The 19214-nt window shown below is 61.4% G+C and carries 13 protein-coding genes; 9 read left to right on the top strand and 4 right to left on the bottom strand.

Annotated features, from left to right (window positions below; all coding sequences use genetic code 11):
* Positions 1 to 17: 17 nt before the first annotated feature.
* The 3 genes from B4F27_RS08490 to dtd are packed head-to-tail and all read left to right on the top strand — an operon-like array spanning position 18 to position 2267.
* Positions 18 to 1148, top strand: coding sequence for a TFIIB-type zinc finger domain-containing protein (locus tag B4F27_RS08490; RefSeq protein WP_005852265.1), 1131 nt, complete (start codon positions 18 to 20; stop codon positions 1146 to 1148).
* On the top strand, positions 1145 to 1819 hold the full coding sequence (locus tag B4F27_RS08485) for a nitroreductase family protein (RefSeq protein WP_286759429.1): 675 nt from the start codon (positions 1145 to 1147) through the stop codon (positions 1817 to 1819). The genes B4F27_RS08490 and B4F27_RS08485 overlap by 4 nt, the downstream gene beginning before the upstream one ends.
* 1 nt (position 1820) lies before the next feature.
* Positions 1821 to 2267, top strand: coding sequence for a D-aminoacyl-tRNA deacylase (gene dtd, locus B4F27_RS08480; protein WP_074635505.1), 447 nt, complete (start codon positions 1821 to 1823; stop codon positions 2265 to 2267).
* A gap of 61 nt (positions 2268 to 2328) precedes the next feature.
* On the opposite strand, the gene B4F27_RS08475 is transcribed toward dtd, so the two are convergent.
* From B4F27_RS08475 to B4F27_RS08460, 4 genes are all read right to left on the bottom strand, one after another.
* A complete protein-coding gene (locus B4F27_RS08475) occupies positions 2329 to 3519 on the bottom strand; it encodes an HlyD family type I secretion periplasmic adaptor subunit (RefSeq protein ID WP_286759428.1) in 1191 nt (396 codons plus the stop codon).
* Entirely contained in the window at positions 3516 to 5738 is a 2223-nt protein-coding gene (locus B4F27_RS08470; protein WP_286759427.1) for an ATP-binding cassette domain-containing protein, read from the bottom strand. The genes B4F27_RS08475 and B4F27_RS08470 overlap by 4 nt, the downstream gene beginning before the upstream one ends.
* On the bottom strand, positions 5735 to 7042 hold the full coding sequence (locus tag B4F27_RS08465; RefSeq protein WP_414717695.1) for a TolC family protein: 1308 nt from the start codon (positions 7040 to 7042) through the stop codon (positions 5735 to 5737). Before B4F27_RS08465 ends, B4F27_RS08470 begins: the two co-directional genes overlap by 4 nt.
* Before the next feature lie 136 nt (positions 7043 to 7178).
* On the bottom strand, positions 7179 to 10652 hold the full coding sequence (locus B4F27_RS08460; RefSeq protein WP_286759425.1) for an Ig-like domain-containing protein: 3474 nt from the start codon (positions 10650 to 10652) through the stop codon (positions 7179 to 7181).
* Positions 10653 to 11019: 367 nt separating this feature from the next.
* Between B4F27_RS08460 and B4F27_RS08455 the strand changes: the two genes are divergently transcribed.
* The 6 genes from B4F27_RS08455 (at position 11020) to B4F27_RS08430 (ending at position 19211) form a co-directional block, all read left to right on the top strand.
* On the top strand, positions 11020 to 13014 hold the full coding sequence (locus tag B4F27_RS08455; RefSeq protein WP_286759424.1) for a CocE/NonD family hydrolase: 1995 nt from the start codon (positions 11020 to 11022) through the stop codon (positions 13012 to 13014).
* Positions 13015 to 13146: 132 nt separating this feature from the next.
* Entirely contained in the window at positions 13147 to 14751 is a 1605-nt protein-coding gene (locus B4F27_RS08450; protein WP_074635491.1) for an ABC transporter substrate-binding protein, read from the top strand.
* A gap of 14 nt (positions 14752 to 14765) precedes the next feature.
* Positions 14766 to 15722, top strand: coding sequence for an ABC transporter permease (locus tag B4F27_RS08445; RefSeq protein WP_005852247.1), 957 nt, complete (start codon positions 14766 to 14768; stop codon positions 15720 to 15722).
* A 133-nt stretch (positions 15723 to 15855) separates the two neighbouring features.
* Entirely contained in the window at positions 15856 to 16671 is an 816-nt protein-coding gene (locus B4F27_RS08440; RefSeq protein ID WP_009826461.1) for an ABC transporter permease, read from the top strand.
* Positions 16668 to 18305, top strand: coding sequence for an ABC transporter ATP-binding protein (locus tag B4F27_RS08435; protein WP_074635489.1), 1638 nt, complete (start codon positions 16668 to 16670; stop codon positions 18303 to 18305). Before B4F27_RS08440 ends, B4F27_RS08435 begins: the two co-directional genes overlap by 4 nt.
* A 69-nt stretch (positions 18306 to 18374) precedes the next feature.
* Entirely contained in the window at positions 18375 to 19211 is an 837-nt protein-coding gene (locus B4F27_RS08430) for an alkaline phosphatase family protein (protein ID WP_286759423.1), read from the top strand.
* Positions 19212 to 19214: the final 3 nt, after the last annotated feature.

Here is a 19214-nt window from a genome sequence, read left to right as displayed (position 1 = left end):
GACCAAAGGACAGCTCTATGCCCGCCAGCACCGGCTTTGACGACCCCGACCTGCCCCCCACACCGACCGAGGAACACCGGTTCCCCTGTGACACCTGCGGGTCCGATCTGCGGTTTGATCCCGAAAGATATCTGCTGGTCTGCGACCACTGCGGTAATACCGAAGAGATTTCAGGCACGCGCGGCCTGCATAACCCGATCGCCGAGCTGGATTTCCAGGCCGCACTGGCCAGCGCTCTCCCCCAATCGCAGATGGAGGATACACGGGTCACAACCTGCCCCAACTGCGCCGCACAGGTAGAGTTCGACCCCGGCAAACACGCCACCGAATGTCCGTTCTGCGCCACCCCTGTGGTGATTGATACCGGGGTGAACCGCCATATCAAACCCCGCGCCGTGCTGCCCTTTGGCCTGACCGAGGATACAGCACGCGATGCCATGACCGACTGGCTGGGCAGCCTGTGGTTTGCCCCCAATGGCCTGCAGGAATACGCGCGCAAGGGCCGCAAGATGCAAGGCATCTATGTGCCCTACTGGACCTATGACGCCGACACGCGCTCCAGCTATTCGGGCGAAAGGGGCACGGTCTATTACGTCACCCAGACCGTCATGCGCGACGGCAAACGGGTGCAGCAGCAGGTGCCGAAAATCCGCTGGCGGGCGACCTCGGGTCGGGTGGCGCGGTTCTTTGATGATGTGCTGGTGCTGGCGTCGAAATCGCTTCCCAAAAGGTTCACCGATGCGCTGGCCCCGTGGGATCTGGCGGCCCTTGAACCCTATGCCCCGGAATACCTCGCCGGTTTTCGCGCCGAAGCCTATGCGGTTACGCTTGATGAAGGCTATGCACAGGCACGCGAGGTGATGGACGCGATGATCCAGCGCGATGTGCGTTTTGACATCGGCGGCGACCGTCAGCGCATCCACAATATCCAGACGCAGGTCAGCGATGTGACATTCAAACATATCCTGCTGCCGGTCTGGCTGGCAGCTTACAAGTACCGCGGCAAGACCTATCGTTTTGTGGTCAACGGCCGCACCGGCAGCGTACAGGGCGAACGCCCCTATTCCGCTGTGAAAATCACCTTTGCCGTGATCCTTGGCCTGATTGTCGCCGGGGTCGTTGGCTATTTTATGGCGCTCCAAAAATGACCCAGATCGATACATTCACCGACATCTTGCGCGCGCGTTCTTCGTGCCGCGCCTTTCGCCCCGATCCGGTCGACGACGCGATCATCACCCGTATCGTCGACGCGGCGCGCCACGTGCCGTCGTGGTGCAATGCGCAGCCTTGGCAGCTGACCGTCACCAAAGGGGCCGCGACCGACCGCTTCCGCGACGCTTTGGCGCTAGGAATTGCCAAGGGCACGCCCCCCGCCCCCGATCTGGACTGGCCGACCTCTTACAGCGGCGTCTACGGCGACCGGAGGCGGACCTGCGGGTTCCAGCTGTATGACGCCGTCGGGATCGAGAAATCGGACCATGCGGGCCGCAAGGCGCAGATGATGCGGAACTATGCCTTGTTTGACGCGCCCCATGTGGCGATCGTGACCTCCCCGGCTGAGCTTGGGGCCTACGGGGCGATGGACAGCGGCGGCTTTGTCACGGCATTTACACTGGCGGCAACGGCGCTTGGGGTGGCCACCATCGCCCAGGCCGCCATCGCTGCCTATGCGCCCACCGTGCGACAACATTTCGACCTGCCGCAAGACCGCCTGATCCTTTGCGCGATTTCCTTTGGCTATGCGGATGACACGGCACCGATCAACCGCTTCCGCACGCAGCGGGCCACCCCTGAAGACATAATCGATTGGAAATCTTGATATGCGCGCACTCCTACAACGCGTCAGCAACGCCTCCGTCACTGTCGACGGCCAGATCATCGGGCAAATTGAACACGGGCTGCTGATCTTCGTCTGCGCGATGCCCGACGATACACATGCGACCGCGCAAGGACTGGCACAAAAGATCGCCAAGCTGCGTCTGTTCAAAGATGATGCTGGCAAAATGAACCGGAGCCTGCCGGATACGGGCGGCAGCGCGCTGATTGTCAGCCAGTTCACCCTTGCCGCCGATACCTCCCGCGGGACCCGCCCCGGTTTCTCGCGCGCCGCCAAGCCCGATCACGCCAAAACGCTATACGAAGATTTCGTCACCTGCGTCGACGCCCTTGGCATTCATGTCCAAACCGGTTCTTTCGGAGCCGATATGTCCGTCGCACTCACCAACGACGGCCCCGTCACCCTCTGGCTCGACACAGAAAACCCCTGATCTTCCAAATGGAAAAAATCCTCGGGGGGGTCAGGGGGGCAGACAGCCCCCCTTGCCGCGCCTAAGGCTCCCGAAACGCCTCTTTGGACTTGTAAAGCGGCTTCAACAGATACTGCAAAACCGTCTTTGACCCTGTGTGCAACTCCACGCTCGCCTGCATGCCGGGTCGGATCTGCAAAGACGCCTGCCGCGGGGTGAGGTGTTCTGTGTCCACCTGCAACGTGACCTTATAGTGCGGATCCCCATCCGGCGCGCGGGATCGTTCGTCCTTGAACGTATCGGCCGAGATCAATTTGACCGCGCCCTTCAACGTGCCATAGATCGTATAGTCATAGGCCGACAGCTTGACCGTCGCCTCTTGGCCGGGGCGCACGCCGGCGATGTCTTCGGGCTTGACGCGGGCCTCGACGAAAAGCTCTTCGTCCAACGGGATGATCTGCAAAATCTCCTCGCCCGGGCGCACGACGCCGCCGATGGTGGTCACGCTCAGGTTGTTGACGATGCCGCGCAGGGGGCTGACAAGGACGGTGCGGTTTAACTGGTCCGTGCTCGCCTTGAGGTTCTGTTTCAGCGTCGCCAGTTCCTTGAGCACATCGGAATATTCCTGCGCACGCTCCAGTTCTGTGCCGGTGACGATCTCGTCCAGCTTGATCCGCGCATCCGCATGGGTCTTGCGCGCGCGCGTCACCTCGATCAGCGAAACGATCTTTTTCTTGAGCATATTCTCAAGCAGCTCACGCTCTTTCGTGGCTTCGGTCAGCACCCGCCCCGCCCCTTCGGAGCGCGAGACAAAGTCAGATTGCCGCGCTTTCAGCAATGCCCGTTCAGAGGCGACGATATCGGGCGTGCGCGTGGCATAGGCGTCGGGCACGTCAAAGTCGTACTGTCCGGCAAGCTCTGCCTCCAGGCGCAGACGGCGGATTTCAAAGGCGCTGATCTGGTCGCGCAGGTCGTCCACGGCGGATTGGAACTGGGTGCCATGCAGACGGGCCAACACGTCGCCCTTCTCCACATGATCGCCCTCGCCCACGGCAAGTTCTGCCAGAATACCGCCTTCAAGGTTCTGGATGATCTGGGGGCGCGAGCTGGAAATCATCGACCCTTCGGCGCGCACGATTTCGTCGACCCAAGCAAAGGCAGCCCACAGCAGGAAGACCAGCACGGACGCGCCGCAAAGCCAGATCACAATGGACGGCCCGCGCATCTGCCCCGTCATCTGCGCGCCCAGTGGCGTGGTGCTAAGACTGCTCATGCGACGTGCCCCTTCTGACCCGCCAGATGGGCGAGCACTTTTTCTTTTGGCCCGTCAACGGTCATACGGCCATCTTGCAGCACCAGCGTGCGTTCGGTCAGCGCAAGGATCGGGGCGCGGTGGGTCGCGATGATCGCGGTGCGTCCGGCCATCCAGCTTTGCAACCGCGAGACCAGCGTTGCCTCCAACCTTTGGTCCAGCGCGGCTGTGGGTTCGTCCAGCAGGCAGATCGCCGGATCCTGCAACCACAGGCGCGCCCAACCGATGGATTGACGCTGCCCGATGGACAGGCCCGCGCCCGCGTCCTTGATCTCCAGGTCCAGCCCCTTGTGGTGGTTGCGCACGAACGGCCCCAGCCCTGCGAAATCAAGGGCGGCGTGGAGGCGGTCATCGTCGCGTTCCAGCATGGTGAGGTTCAGGTTGTCGCGCAGCGTGCCCGAGAACAGGCGCACGTCCTGTCCCAGATAGCCGATCAGCCGGCGCAGATCGCGCGGCTCGATCTGGCCCAGCTCTGTGCCGTCCACCAGAATGCGCCCTTCGGTCGGGGCATAAAGCCCGCTGAGCATCTTCAGCAGTGTCGATTTGCCCGATCCATTGGCCCCCAGCACGGCGACATGCTGCCCCGGCTGGATCAACATGGCTTTGATGTCCACCGTCGGTGCGCCGTCATCCTCGTAGCGGAAGATCACGTCGCGCAGTTCGAACTGGCCTTTCAGCTTTTCACGGCGCAGATAGGTGCGCGCCTCTGCGGTGTCCTGCGGCGCGGCGACAATCGCGTCGAGCCCGTCAAGCGCGCCTTTGACATTGCCCCACCGCGCCATGGTACCCGACAGTTGCGTCAGCGGCCCCAGCGTCCGGCCCGTCAGGATACCGACCGCGATAATCGACCCCACGGTAAACTCCCCCGCAAACACCAGATAGGTGCCCACGATGACCGCCGCGACATAGGTGGCCTGCTGGACCCCTTGGCTCCAGAACGTGAGGAAGGACGCGAGCTTGCGTTGTTCTGACGATTTGACGGACGACAGGGTGTTCAGCTCGGTCCACAGGCGCAGCACGCGGTCCTCTGCCCTTTGGGTCTTGACCGTATCAAGCTCGAATATCGCCTCGTGCAGCAGCCGCGAGGATTTGGTCGACGCGCCTTGGGTCTCCTGCGTCAGTTGGATCGCTTTCTTTTGCAGAAAGAACCCCGGCACCAGCATCAGGATACCGCCAAGCACCAGCACCCAGACGACATTCCCCGCAATGCTGGCCACGAGGAAGAGGAACACGAAGATAAAGGGGATATCCGCGATCGTGCCAATGGTCGACGCGGTAAAGAATTCACGCACCGATCCGAATTCGCGCATCGCGGAAAACAGCTGGTTCGGGGCTTGGCCGCGCGTGTCGGAGCGCATCCCCAGCAACCGGCGCATCAGGATGTCCTGCACCGACAGCTCGATCTGCCGCCCTGCCCCATCCATCAGACGCGCCCGCGCCATCTTGAGGAAAGCTTCCATCAGCAACGCGAGCCCCGCACCGGCGGCGAGCACCCAAAGCGTCGCTTCGGATTGATGCGGGATCACGCGGTCATAGACCTGCAAGGAAAACAGCGCCACAGCGACGGCCAGCAGGTTGGCCACGAAAGACCCCGTCGCGACCTCTATCAGCTGGCGGCGAAAGCGCGGGAACTGCCCCCAGAACCAATGCGCAGGCGCGCCATCGGTCTTATGGGTTTCGGCCACGGTTTTCAGGGAGGCTTCGGCCCGCAGGATCAGCCCCGCAAAGAAGGGTTTGAAATCGCTGATCGGCACCATCGCGCGATTGTCGGTGCACGTGGTGTCATACAGGATCAGATCGCCACGCTGCTGCCCCATGACAAGCAAGACCTGCCCCGAGGTCATATAGGCCAGCGCAGGCCACATATCCTTGGAAATCCCCCGCGCCCGGCTGACCTGTGTCACCAGTCCGGCGCTTTCCATCCCGCGGGCCAGTGCTTCGGCTTCTACCTGCGGATCATTGCCCTGCAAGGGGGCCGTGGCGACGATGTCAAAGATGTCGCGTGGCGCGGTGGTGACGCCCAGCAATCCGGCATAGGTCGCGGCCAGTTTGGCCCGCGCCATCAGACGGTCTTCGGGGCGGTTGGCGTTCTCTGCCTTGGGCTGGGGGGCATCCGCCGCCGCCATCCGACCCTGATTGCCGTTGGTGATTGTCAGCGTAAAGGTCGGCTTCTGGGTCAAATCGCGCTCCCGTCCGCCAACACGCCCTGTATCTGCGCCATCTCGATCTTCAGACGCACGGCCTCGTACTTGAGGCTGATCTGCGACTGCTGCTGACGCGAATAGGTTTCGTAGACGCCGACAACATCCATGACCTGACGCTGACCGGCGTCATATTGTTCCTGAAACAGGTCGAGGTTGCGTTTGGCCTGTGCCGCAAGGGTCGCGGCCTCGGTGGCCTGACGGGTCTTGGCGGCAAGCTGTTTTTCCAGACGGCGCAGCGCGCGGTTGGCATCCTCGACCGATTGCCGGACCTTGCGGGTCGCGGTTTCCTCGGCCATGGCCGACGCATCAAGCGAGGCTTTGGTGCCCAGACCCAGAAGCTGATCCGATTCAAGGCTCAGCCCTGCGCCGCCCCCTTCACCGATGGTCGCACCTGCCGACAGCCCCGGCAGCAATCCGGCGCGTTCAACCTTGGCGGCGGCGATGGCGCGGGTCTTTTCGGCCTCGGCACGCACCACGGACAAAGGCGCACCGGCAAAGCTATTCACGGGCACTTCGGGCAAGCCGTGCAGCGTATCCAGTGGGCGGATCGACATGGCGTTCAGCTCGGACATCGACGTGGCTTCGCGTTCGACAGAGGCATCAAGCGTGGCGCGGATCTCAAGGAGCTTCTGGCGCAGGATCGTCAGATCGGACACATCGGACACGCCGCCTTTGACCCGTTCCTGCATCACCCATTCGAAATGCGTCATATCCTTAAGCGCGACACGGTTCAGCGCGGCGGTATCGCGCGCCTCGATCGCATTGGTATAGAGCTTCAGCGCAGTCGCCACGCGGTCGTTCGTATCTTGCGCCAGCGATACGGCAGCGACCTCGACATCGGCCACGGCAAAGGCGCGTTCACCCGCACGGCGGCCATTGTCAAACAGCACCTGATCGACCACCAGATTGGCCGCCAGCGACCCCAAGGATGTCAGGCTGACCTGCGGCCCGATCTTGGGCAACCAGTTCTTGCTTGCGGCTTCCGAGCGGAGGGTGGCGGCGCGCAGCTCTGCCTCGGCGGTGCGGCTGTTGGCGGCCAGCACGGCAGAGGCCACCTGATCCGACACGGTGTCATCGGGCAGAACAGAAGACCGCAGCGCCAGACCCTGAATGATCTGGCTGTCTGCGGTGATTTTTTCGGCGTAGGTGGGTTTGATCGCCTGCGAGGCATCGGGGGTGCGGAACCGGGTAACGATGTCAGATTGCATCAGGTCACCGGGCATCATGCCGCTGCCGAAATCCGACATGCAGCCGGATAGGGCCAGCGCTGCTGCGCACATGCCCCCTGCCCGTTTTACACTCTGCCTCATTATCCTGCCCTTAACGTGCCGGTTTTTTTATTCTGGAAACGCCTGCGGTCGTTGCCGCCTGCGTGTGCCAACCGCGCCCCCTTGAACAGAGGGCGCGGTGCAATCTTTAGACGATGACGTTGATATCGTTGTCGATCATCAGCGTGGCTTCGTCGCCCAGTGTATAGATGTCATAGGTTTGATCCCCACGCACCTCTGAACCGCCACGTACCGCGCCTGTGATCGTCACGGTGTCGTCGTTATGCCCGTCGATGATCAGCTCGTTCGTGTTGCTCGACAGGTTGACCAGCGCGGTTTCCGTGATCGTCAGATGCGCCTCTTCGGCGAACTGCAGATCAACGGTTTCGATGTTGTAGTTTCCCAGGTTCGGGTTGGTCAGGGTCAACTGCGTGTTCGCCGCTTCATCATCCAGCGCCAAATACGTGCCGGAAAAGTTTCCCGCAGCGTCAGTGGCCGTGACAATCAAATCGGACCCGTCTGGCACATTGCTTTCGAACTGGAAGTTACGCTCGCCAATGGCGTCGATGTCAAAGCTGGTCGATTCAACTTCGGAAACGGAGCGGTCTGCGTTCACCTGATGCACGTCCAGTGTATCGGGGCTGATCTCGGTCGAGATGCCACGGATACCGTCGCCATCGCGGGTATAAGACGCGATGACCGGACCTTCGGGCGCATAGGTATCGATTGCGAGCGTGTCGGTGATCGACGCGATGTTGCCCACATGGTCCGTGGCGGTGACAGAGATGTCGGCGTCATAGGTGCCCTGACGGATTTCCGAAGGCGGGATCGTGACCGACCAGTTGCCCGCACCGTCCACAAACGCGGTGTAGTTGGTGCCGTCAAAGTTGACCACAACGCTAGATCCCGCCTCGACCTGACCGTTCAGATCAATGCCGGTCTGGGCTTCGCGTGCGCTGACCACAGCGTCGCTGCCGCCCGCTTGGTTCATGTCGAGCGGATCAACGACCGTGTCGATCAGCACCGCGTGGCTTGCCGTGGCAGAGTTGCCCGCGGCATCCGTTGCCTTGACCGAAACGGTGGTGTTGATCGTGCCCTCGGGCACTTGACCCGGCGCAAAGGTGACGGACCAGTTGCCATTCGCATCCACCGCGCCGTTCACCGATGCCGCGCCAAGCGACACGACCACGGACGAGCCGATTTCAGAGGTGCCGGTGACCAGAACGCCGCCATTCGCCAGACGCTCTGCCCCGCTGATGATGTCATCGCCTTCGACGGTGTTCAGCGACAGGTTGTCGACGCGCGTGTCCACGCGCACGCTGTCAGAGGCGCTGCGGCTGTTGCCCGCCGCGTCGGTCGTGGTTGCGGTGATGTCGGCGGTATAGACGCCTTGGGCAACTTCGCCCGCGGCGTAATAGGCGGTCCACTGACCGTTGCCATTTGCCACAACCGTATGGGTGACACCTGCCAGCGTGACCTGCACAACGGCGCCCGCATCGGCGGTGCCCGAGATGGCCACACCGTCGCTTGCCTCGGCCGCGTTCACCACGTCGTCGCCCTCAACGGGCAGCGGGCTGATGGTCAGCGAACCGGCTTCGGTATCGACTGAAACAGACTGCGATACGCTATCAACGTTGCCTGCCGCGTCGGTGGCGGTGGCGGTCATTGTGCTGGTGTAGGTGCCTGCGGGGATGTCGCTGGGGGCGAAGCTGACGGTCCATGTGCCGTCCGCCGCAACCGTGGCCGCACGCGACACCTGGCCCAGCTGGACCATAACAGTCGAGCCGGGTTCAACCGTGCCGGTCATCACGATGCCCTGCGCCGCCTCTGCCGCGTTCACGACCCCGTCGCTGCCGCCGGTTTGGCCGGTGAAGGCAAGGTTGTTGACCAAAGTATCGACATCGACTTGGCCGGTTGCGGTGGCCGTATTGCCCGCCGCATCGGTCGCGACTGCGGTCACTGTCGCCGTTGTCTCGCCCGTCGGGATTTCGGAGGCCGCGAAATCTGCGGACCAGTTGCCGTTTGCGTCAACCACCGCGTCACGGGTCACCCCCCCAAAGGTGACCTGAACGGTCGACCCGGGCTGCGATGTGCCGGTCAGCGTCACGCCGTCGCCGCGCTCTGCCGCGTTGATCACGCCGTCAACTTCGACAGTATCCGCCGCAATCGCGACTTCAGAGACGGTATCGACGACCAACTGCTCGGTTGAGGTGGAGCTGTTGCCGAAAGCGTCGGTGGTCACGATGGTGACATCGCTGACGTATTCGCCTTCGGGCAAGGTGCCCGCCTGCCATGTCGCGGACCATGTGCCGTTGTCGCCCACAGTTGCGGTGCGGGTGATGCCACCGATGGTCAGCTGCACGGTTGAACCGGGCTCCCCCGTGCCGTTCAGGGTGACACCGTTGCCAAACGATGCGGCATTATAGCTGTCGCCCACGGATTGCGTGCCCGATGTCACAGCGACGGTCGGTGCGATGGTATCAACCACCAGCGTTTCGGTGGTGGTGGAGGTATTGCCGTATTGATCGGTGGTCTTGATCAGCACCTCTGTCTCGTATTCGCCCCCCTGCAGCGTGCCGGGTTCGAATGTGACGGACCATGTGCCGTCTTCGCCGACGGTGGTGCTGCGTGTGACATCCGCGACGGTCACGTCAACGGTCGCGCCTGCTTCACCGTTCCCGGTCAGCGTGACGCCATTCGCAAAGGAGTCACCGTTAAAGAAGTCGCCGACACTCTGCGTGCCTTCGGACATGGTGACCGTGGGCGCTGTGGTGTCGATGACAAAGCTCGGCCCGTCAAGCACGATCTCATTGCCGTCCGTGGTCACGACGACCTCGGCTTCATAGGTGCCGTCGTCGGGGAAGTTATCGCCTTCGAACACGGCTTCGAATGTGCCGTCGTCGCCAACTGTTGTTGTGACTTCTTTATCGCCGATGGTGACCACGACCTCGGACCCGGGCTCGCCGCCGCCGGTTACAACGACCTGCTCTACCGCGCCGTCGCCGCCGACCGTGCCGGTTGCGTCGGGTTCATTCACGAACGGAGGTGCGACAGAAGGGCTGCCGCCATTGCCGCCACCACCGCCGCCACCGATGACAGCTGCACCACCGACAACCGCCGCACCGGCTGCTGCCGCGGCACCACCGCCACCAACGACGCCGCCCAGCAAGGGCGCTGCCAACATCGACACTTCGTCGTCACCCGCGCCCGGCATGACACCGCCCGGCACAGACGCCACATCGCTGCGGCCCAGATAGATCAGATCGTCAGAGGGGCTCCATTTGCCCCACTGCTCGGTCGGGCCGTATTGCGCATAAAGCCCGCCGCCTTCGGCCTCGACGAATGCGACTTCGTTCAGATAACCATCTGACGAAATGAACAGGCGGTTCGCGGCACCGGTTTCGTTAAAGTAATTCTCGATGGTGATGACCGACCCGTCATTTAGCGTGAGCACAAGATCGTTGCCCGACCGCTGATGCGATTGAAAATCGGTCTGACGCAGGTTCAGCGAGATTTCCTGACCTGATGTCGCTTGGATAACATGGAAGTTTGCGTTTTCCGCAACCGTGCCACGCTGCAATGCGCCCGCTTGATCGCGAACGACGAAATCTATCGTCTTCATAATATCTGCTCCACCTCGGTGCGCATTCTGCGCGCGACACCTGAGAAATTTTATGACCGCCAACGCGTTGATCGCATCGTGCAGCCGCCTGATTATGTCCGTCGTAAAAAACGAAACGTATTATTGAGGCAGAAGGTAGCCGCTTAGACACATAAAAGCCAAGGTTAAAGTGGAACGCCACATTCTTGCCTTATTTCAACAGTGCAACACGGCCACAGTTTCTGCCACTGCGGGAAAATGTTAATAATAGTTAACGTTGCCAGATAATTAACCACCTCATTTCACTCAGGAAAAATCCCCATGAGTGCCACACCGCAAGCCCTTGCAAACGGTTGACAATACCGGGCTCCCCCCTGACCTTTGCGGCATGGATACCGCCCAGAACACCCCGCTATCACTGATCGAAGACCCCGACATGGGCATCACCCTCTCGGATGGATGCCGGCTTTCCGCACGAGTCTGGCGGCCTGAAAATTCCGATACCGCCCCCGTGCCCGTGATTCTGGAATACCTCCCCTACCGCAAACGCGACGGCACCACCGCACGGGATGCGCTGACCCACCCTTGGTTTGCCGAACGCGGATATGCCTGCGTGCGGGTCGATATGCGCGGCAATGGCGACAGCTATGGCGTGATGGAGGATGAATACACGCCCCAAGAACAGGCCGACTGCATAGAGGTGATCAACTGGCTTGCCGCGCAACCTTGGTGCAGCGGGACGGTGGGCATGATGGGCATCAGCTGGGGCGGTTTTAACGGGCTGCAGGTCGCGGCTCATGCGCCAGAGCCGCTGAAGGCGGTGATAACGCTATGTTCCACCGTCGACCGCTTTGCCGATGACATCCACTATAAGGGCGGGTGCCTGTTGAACGAGAACCTTGGCTGGGGCGCGACGATGTGGGCCTATTCCAGCCGCGCGCCCGATCCCGCCCTGCGCCCCGACTGGCGCGAAATGTGGCTGGAGCGGCTAGAGGCAGAACCGTTTCTCCCCGCACTTTGGCTGCGCCACCAATCACGCGACGCCTATTGGAAGCAAGGGTCGGTGATCAAGGAGTATAGCGCGCTCAAGGCCAAAGTGCTGGCGATTGGCGGCTGGGGCGATTCCTACAAGAACGCGGTCCCTCAGCTGGTTGAAGCCTTGCCCGGTGCGAAGGGGATCGTTGGGCCTTGGGTGCATAAATACCCGCATTTCGCCATCCCCGAACCCCGTATCGGCTTTCTGCAAGAGGCGCTGCGCTGGTGGGATCGGTGGCTCAAGGGGATCGACACGGGCGTCGAGGACGACCCCGATTATCGCGCGTATCTGATGGACGGCATGCGCCCCGCCACGTGGACACATGAACGCCCCGGCCGCTGGATCACCGAACCCACGGGCGCGACATCGCATCTGCCCGTCAAGACGTTGCATCTGACGGATGAGGGCCTGCACGACACCGCTGGCCCGCTGGACCGCAGCGTCGCCTCCCCCGCGCATTGCGGGGCGGATGGCGGTGAATACTGCGCGATCTGGCTTGGCCCCGAGATGCCGGGGGACCAACGGCAGGACGATGCGCTGTCCGTCTGTTTTGACAGCGGGCCCTTGGCGCAGCAGATGGATATCCTTGGCGCGCCGCGCCTGCGCCTGCGTCTGGCCTGCGACAAACCACAGGGCCAGATCGCGGTGCGGTTGAACCATATCCACCCTGATGGGGCCTCGGCGCGGATCACCTATGGCGTGCTGAACCTGTCCCATCGCGACAGCGCCGAACATCCGCAGGCGATGGCGCCCGGTGCCATGACCGACATCACGCTGGACCTTGACCACATCGCCTATCGCATCCCCAAGGGGCACCGGCTGCGGGTGTCGATCTCTACCGCCTATTGGCCCCTGCTCTGGCCTGCGCCCGAAGCGGCAGAGGTCACGCTGTCGTCCGGCCAGATCGACCTGCCGCAGCGCCCGACCAGCGGCGGGGACGAATACAGCTTTGCCCCGCCCACCTCTGCCGCCCCGTGGGAGACAGAGACACTGCGCCCCGAAAACCACATCCGCCGGCAAGAGATCGACCGCGTCACGGGCATCGTCTCTCTGATCATCGAGGATGACTTCGGCAAGCTGCGCGATGCCGATCACGGGCTGATCGCGGGCTCTGTCGCGCGGGAGGTGTGGCGCATTCACCCCGACGATCCGCTGTCCGCAAAAGGCACCTGTCACTGGACCGAAGAGCTGGAGCGGGACGACATCATCCTGCGCACAGAAACCCGGTCGCAGATGTGGTCGGACGCGACCCATTTTCATCTGACGGCCCGTCTTGAAGCGTACGAAAACGACAAATTGATCTATGAACGCGACGTGACGGAAGACATTAAGCGACACTTTATGTAACAAACTCGTCACATGGCCGCCGGTATTACCACTTGCGACACGGGCTGAAATGCTTAACGTTGTGCCACCAGTCAATAAAAAAACCTGCGCACCAATGCGCGGAAGTATCACCTAAAACAGGGAGTTCTCATCATGGATGATCAACTGAAACATATGACCGGCCAAGTGGCCAAGGGCACTATGACACGCCGCGAATTCGTCGGGCGTGCCGCTGCTTTGGGCGTGACAGCCGCCGTCGCCAACTCGATGCTGGCGAACCACGCGCAGGCCGCAGCCCACGAAGCACCGATTCGCGGTGGCACACTGAAAATCGGGTCGTCGGGCGGTGAATCCACCAATACGCTCGATCCTGCGCTGACCGCCTCCGAAGTGCCGCTGAACAACCTGCGCCACCTGTACGAAAGCCTTGTTGAGGTCGATCCCAACGGGGAAATCGAAAACCGCATGGCCGAAAGCTACGAGGCCTCGGCCGATGCGAAAACCTGGGCGTTCAAGATCCGCAAGGGCATCCAGTTCCACAACGGCAAGGAAATGACACCCGAAGACGTGCTGAAAACCATGCAGCGCCATTCGGATGAAAACAGCCAATCCGGTGCCTTGGGCATCATGCGCGGTATCGAGAATATGAAGGTCGATGGCGACAACTTCATCGTTGAACTGGGCGTCGGCAACGCTGACCTTCCCTACCTGCTGGCCGACTACCACCTGATGATCCAGCCCGATGGCGGCATGGACAACCCCGGCGCGGGCATCGGCACCGGCCCTTACACACTGGAAGTCGACGAGCCCGGCGTGCGCCACGGCTTCAAGCGCAACGAAAACTACTGGGACGCCGACAACCGCGGCCACACCGATTATAACGAAGTGCTGGTGCTGAACGATGCCACCGCACGGACCGCGGCGCTGCAGTCGGGTCAGGTCAACATGATCAACCGCGTTGATCCCAAGGTTGCCGCCCTGCTGGACCGCGCGCCCAACCTGACGGTGAAATCCGTTGCCGGTCGGGGCCACTATGTGTTTATCGCCCATGTCGACACCGCACCGTTCGACAACAATGACCTGCGTCTGGCGCTGAAATACGCGATCAACCGCGAGGAAATGGTCGACAAGATCCTGCGCGGCTACGGCACCATCGGGAACGACATGCCGATCAACGCCTCTTATCCGCTGTTCGATGAATCGATCCCGCAGCGCGAACACTCCATCGAGAAGGCGAAAGAGCATTACGCCGCCTCCGGTCATGATGGCAGCCCGATCGTCCTGCGCGTTGCAGACGGTGCCTTCCCCGGTGCGGTCGATGCGGCATCCCTTTTCCAGGAATCCGCCAAAGCCGCCGGTATCCCGCTTGAGATCAAACGCGAGCCGAACGATGGCTACTGGTCCGAGGTCTGGAACAAACAGCCGTTCTGCGCCTCTTACTGGGGTGGCCGTCCGGTGCAGGACCAGATGTATTCGACCGCCTATCTGTCGACCGCGGACTGGAACGACACCCGCTGGAAGCGCCCCGAGTTCGACGAGATGCTGCTGTCGGCCCGCGCCGAACTGGACGAGGCCAAGCGCAAAGAGACTTACTCCAAGATGGGTCAGATGATCCGCGACGAAGGCGGGTTGATCCTGCCGATGTTCAACGACTTTGTGGATGGTGTCGCCAACAATGTCGGCGGCTGGGTCGAAGATCCAAACGCGGAACTGTCCAACAACAAAGCCGGGATCAAATGCTGGGTCAAAGACGCATAAGGTAAACCCAGCTTATGCATCCCATCGTCAAACTGATCGCCCAACGCTTAGCGTTGGGCCTTCTTCTCCTCTTTGCCGCGTCGATCCTGATCTTCGTAGGCACCTCGATTTTGCCCGGCGACGTGGCACAATCCATCCTAGGTCAATCCGCCACGCCCGAAGCGCTTGCGAACCTGCGCCGAGAGCTTGGCATGAACGATCCCGCCATGACCCGCTATTTCGCCTGGCTGGGCGGCGTGCTTCAAGGAGACTTGGGCACCGCGCTGACCAATGGCCGCGACATCGCAGAAAGCCTTGGCGGGCGTCTGAAGAACACGCTTTTCCTCGCCTTCTGGGCTGCTGCAATCTCTGTGCCGCTGGCGATCTTTCTGGGCCTGCTGGCCGTGCGCTACAAAGACCGCTGGCCCGACAAGCTGATTTCGGCCGTCACGCTGACCACGATCTCTATCCCGGAATTCATGATCGGCTATGTGCTGATCTATTGGGTGGCGATCAAATGGCGGCTGTTTCCGTCGGTGGCGATCATCAACGACAGCATGAGCCTCGGGGCCAAGCTGAACGCGATTGCTATTCCGGTGATGGTGCTGACGCTGGTCGTATTGGCGCATATGATGCGCATGACCCGCGCCGCGATCCTGAATGTGATGCAATCGGCCTATATCGAAACAGCCGAGCTTAAGGGCTTGGGCATGCTGAAGATTATCCGCAAGCACGCCTTCCCCAACGCCATCGCCCCAATCGTCAATGTGGTGATGCTGAACCTCGCCTATCTGGTCGTCGGCGTCGTGGTGGTAGAGGTCGTCTTTGCCTATCCCGGCATGGGGCAATATCTGGTCGATCACGTCAGCAAACGTGACGTGCCCGTGGTGCAAGCCTGCGGTCTGATCTTTGCGGCCGTTTATATCGGGTTGAACCTTGTGGCCGACATCGTGTCGATCCTTGCCAACCCGCGCCTGAGGCATCCCAAATGAGCGCCGCGCATCTCCCCCCGAGGCAATGCGCGACGCACGGGGCCGCAGTTCAGCGTCGCATCAACGCGACCCCCTGCCGCATGCCCGTATCGCCACCTGACGTTGACCCATTCATTTGTTTGGGAGCGAACCCATGAAAAACATTCCTATCTCCGCCATGATCGGCCTGTTCTTTACCAGCGTCTATTTCATCATGGCCGTCTTTGCCCCGTGGCTCGCCCCCTATGGCATGGCTGAAATCGTCGGCGACGTTTGGGAGCCTTCGTCGTCGGAGTTCCTGCTGGGCACCGACAGCATCGGGCGCGATCTGCTGTCGCGTATGATCTATGGTGGGCGCACCACGATCTTTATCGCCACTGCAGCCACCATCCTCAGCTTTACGCTGGGGTCCATTCTGGGCTTCTTCGCAGCCGTGTCCGGCGGTTGGGTCGACCAAGCCATTTCGCGCTTTGTCGATCTGATCATGTCGATCCCGTCGCTGATCTTTGCGCTTGTCGTGCTGTCGGTGATGCCGACCACCGTGCCGATCCTGATTATCCTGATGGGTCTGCTGGACAGCACCCGTGTCTACCGTCTGGCGCGCGCTGTGGCCGTGGACATCACCGTGATGGACTATGTCGAGGCCGCCCGCCTGCGCGGCGAGAAGATCGGCTGGATCATCTTCCGTGAAACCCTGCCGAACGCGCTGTCGCCGCTGATCGCCGAGATGGGTTTGCGGTTTATCTTTGCGGTGCTCTTTGTGTCGACGCTGTCGTTTTTGGGTCTGGGCGTACAGCCCCCTCAAGCTGACTGGGGCGGCATCGTGAAAGAGAACAAGGAAGGCATCAACTATGGTATTCAGGCGGCGCTCTACCCGGCCTATGCCATCGCCACGCTTTGCATCTCTATCAACCTTGTTGCGGACTGGATTTTGAACCGCACCACATCGCTGAAAGGGGGCCGCGGATGACCGAGCCACTTCTCAAGGTACGCGGCCTGAAAATCGGCGCGACCGCCTATCCGCCCGGCGAAAAGCCGATTGATATCAAGATCGTGCACGGCGTCGACTTTGATCTGCAACCCGGCAAGGTGCTGGGGCTGATCGGGGAATCCGGCGCGGGCAAATCCACCATCGGGCTGGCCGCTATGGCCTATGGCCGCGGCGGGGTAGAGATCACCGGCGGCGAGGTTTGGGTCAATGGGCGCGACATCCTCAAGGAGCGTCTGCGCGCCGTGCGCCGCCTGCGCGGCGCCGAGGTGACCTATGTCTCGCAATCCGCCGCGGCGTCTTTCAACCCCGCGAAAAAGATCATGGATCAGGTGACCGAAGCCGCGATCTATCGGAACAAGTTCACCAAGGCCGAGGCCGAGGAACGCGCGGTTGATCTGTTCCGCAAGCTTGGTCTGCCGGACCCTGAAACCATCGGCAACCGCTACCCCCACCAAGTGTCTGGCGGGCAGTTGCAGCGCTGCATGACCGCGCTGGCACTGTGTCCGCAGCCCGATCTGGTGGTCTTTGACGAACCCACCACGGCACTGGATGTGACCACGCAGATCGACGTGCTGGCCGCCATCAAAGAAGCCATCGCCGCCACCGGCGTTGCCGCGCTCTATATCACCCATGACCTCGCGGTTGTGGCACAGGTCAGCGATCATATTATGGTGCTGCAACAAGGGGATATGGTCGAATACGGCACCGTTGATCAGATCATCAACGCGCCCAAGGAAGACTACACCAAGGCGCTTGTGTCAGTCCGGTCGATCCGCCACGAGGAAAAGACGCCGACCGATACCCCTGTTCTACGGGTCGAAAACGTCACCGCCCGCTATGCCGGCACGGATTTTGACGTGCTCAAGAAGATCAACGTCGATATTCACCCGGGCCAGACATTGGCTGTCGTGGGGGAATCCGGCTCGGGCAAATCCACACTGGCCCGCGTGATCACCGGCCTGCTGCCCCCAAGCGACGGGACGATCACCTTTGACGGGCGCGAGCTTGCCCCCGCCCTGGCGCAACGCCCCATCGAAGACCTGCGCGAGATGCAGATGATCTACCAGATGGCCGATACCGCGATGAACCCGCGCCAGACCGTGGGCACCATCATCGGTCGCCCGCTCGAGTTTTATTTCGGGCTGAAAGGCAAGGCAAAGCAGAAGCGTATTCAGGAACTGCTGGACGAGATCGAATTGGGCGACGGGTTTCAGGACCGCTATCCGGCAGAACTGTCGGGCGGGCAGAAACAACGTGTCTGTATCGCCCGTGCGCTGGCCGCCAAGCCCAAGCTGATCATCTGCGACGAGGTGACAAGCGCGCTTGACCCGCTGGTGGCAGATGGCATCCTCAAGCTGCTGTTGAACCTGCAAAAGATCGAGGATGTCGCCTATCTGTTCATCACCCATGACCTCGCGACGGTAAAAGCCATCGCAGACAGTATCGCTGTGATGTATCAGGGCGAAGTTGTGCGGTATGGCACCAAAAGTCAGGTGCTGTCACCGCCCTTTGACGATTATACCGACCTGCTGCTGAGCTCTGTCCCCGAGATGAAGATCGGCTGGCTGGAAGAAACCATCGCACATCGCAAAATGGAAAGTGCTGGCAATTAAACCTGTGGGCAACGAGGCGGATTGTATCGGACAAATACAAGCGCTGTGGCCCGCCGAAGAGGTATCGACATGAAGAACAAGCTGCTTTTGATCATCCTCGACGGTGTGCCCTACCGCAATTTTCGTCGGCTGTTCGGCAATCTGGAAGGCTGGGTCGATAGTGGCGAGGCGCGGGTCTGGACCCACCGTGCGGTGCTGCCGTCGATCTCTGCCTCCTGCTATGCCTCGATCCACACGGGTGTGGCACCGGCTGAACATGGCTGCACCGGCAACGGCAATGTGTTCCGACTAAAGCACAAGGACGTCTTCGCGCAGACCCGTGCGGCGGGCGGTGTGACAGGGGCCGTGGCCCATTCTTTCTGGTCGCAATTCTTCAACCGCCACCCCTTCGACTATGTGCGCGATGTGGAATACGACGAACCCGATAGCGACACGATCAACCACGGCCGGTTTCACACGATGACCGGCTACGGGCTGGTGAACCAGATGACCCCTTCGGATGTGGATCTGTTTGGCTCTCTCACCAATCTGGCGCTGCGGTTCGGGCTGAACTACGGGATGCTGCACACCTGCACGCTGGACAGCATGGGGCATCGCTTTTTCCACGATTGTCAGGAAATGGACCACGCCTGCGCCGTCATGGACGAGATGCTGGCCCCCTTCATCCCGAAATGGCGCGCCCTGGGGTATGAGGTGATCGTCACAGCGGATCACGGGCAGGACGAACGCGGGCACCACGGCGGACGCAGTGCGTTGCAGCAGGAAACCGCGCTGTATTACTTTGGCGATGCCGAAGGGCCGTCCGAAGATACGGTGATCGACCAGCTGCAGCTCGCGCCGACGATCCTTGGCCGGTTGGGTGCGCCTGTGGCCGATACGATGAAGGCGCAGTCTTTCCTGAAATGATGC

This window comes from Sulfitobacter sp. UBA1132, from assembly GCF_002311545.1.
Classification (GTDB): Bacteria; Pseudomonadota; Alphaproteobacteria; order Rhodobacterales; family Rhodobacteraceae; genus Sulfitobacter; species Sulfitobacter pontiacus.
The sequence above is the reverse complement of the archived record's forward strand: the minus strand, read 5'-3'. Positions and strand labels throughout refer to the sequence as shown.

Coding starts and splice junctions, on each gene's coding strand:
- B4F27_RS08490 (WP_005852265.1), top strand. CDS start 18: ATGCCCGCCAGCACCGGCTTTGACGACCCCGACCTGCCCCCCACACCG.
- B4F27_RS08485 (WP_286759429.1), top strand. CDS start 1,145: ATGACCCAGATCGATACATTCACCGACATCTTGCGCGCGCGTTCTTCG.
- dtd (WP_074635505.1), top strand. CDS start 1,821: ATGCGCGCACTCCTACAACGCGTCAGCAACGCCTCCGTCACTGTCGAC.
- B4F27_RS08475 (WP_286759428.1), bottom strand. CDS start 3,519: ATGAGCAGTCTTAGCACCACGCCACTGGGCGCGCAGATGACGGGGCAG.
- B4F27_RS08465 (WP_414717695.1), bottom strand. CDS start 7,042: ATGTGCGCAGCAGCGCTGGCCCTATCCGGCTGCATGTCGGATTTCGGC.
- B4F27_RS08460 (WP_286759425.1), bottom strand. CDS start 10,652: ATGAAGACGATAGATTTCGTCGTTCGCGATCAAGCGGGCGCATTGCAG.
- B4F27_RS08455 (WP_286759424.1), top strand. CDS start 11,020: ATGGATACCGCCCAGAACACCCCGCTATCACTGATCGAAGACCCCGAC.
- B4F27_RS08450 (WP_074635491.1), top strand. CDS start 13,147: ATGGATGATCAACTGAAACATATGACCGGCCAAGTGGCCAAGGGCACT.
- B4F27_RS08445 (WP_005852247.1), top strand. CDS start 14,766: ATGCATCCCATCGTCAAACTGATCGCCCAACGCTTAGCGTTGGGCCTT.
- B4F27_RS08440 (WP_009826461.1), top strand. CDS start 15,856: ATGAAAAACATTCCTATCTCCGCCATGATCGGCCTGTTCTTTACCAGC.
- B4F27_RS08435 (WP_074635489.1), top strand. CDS start 16,668: ATGACCGAGCCACTTCTCAAGGTACGCGGCCTGAAAATCGGCGCGACC.
- B4F27_RS08430 (WP_286759423.1), top strand. CDS start 18,375: ATGAAGAACAAGCTGCTTTTGATCATCCTCGACGGTGTGCCCTACCGC.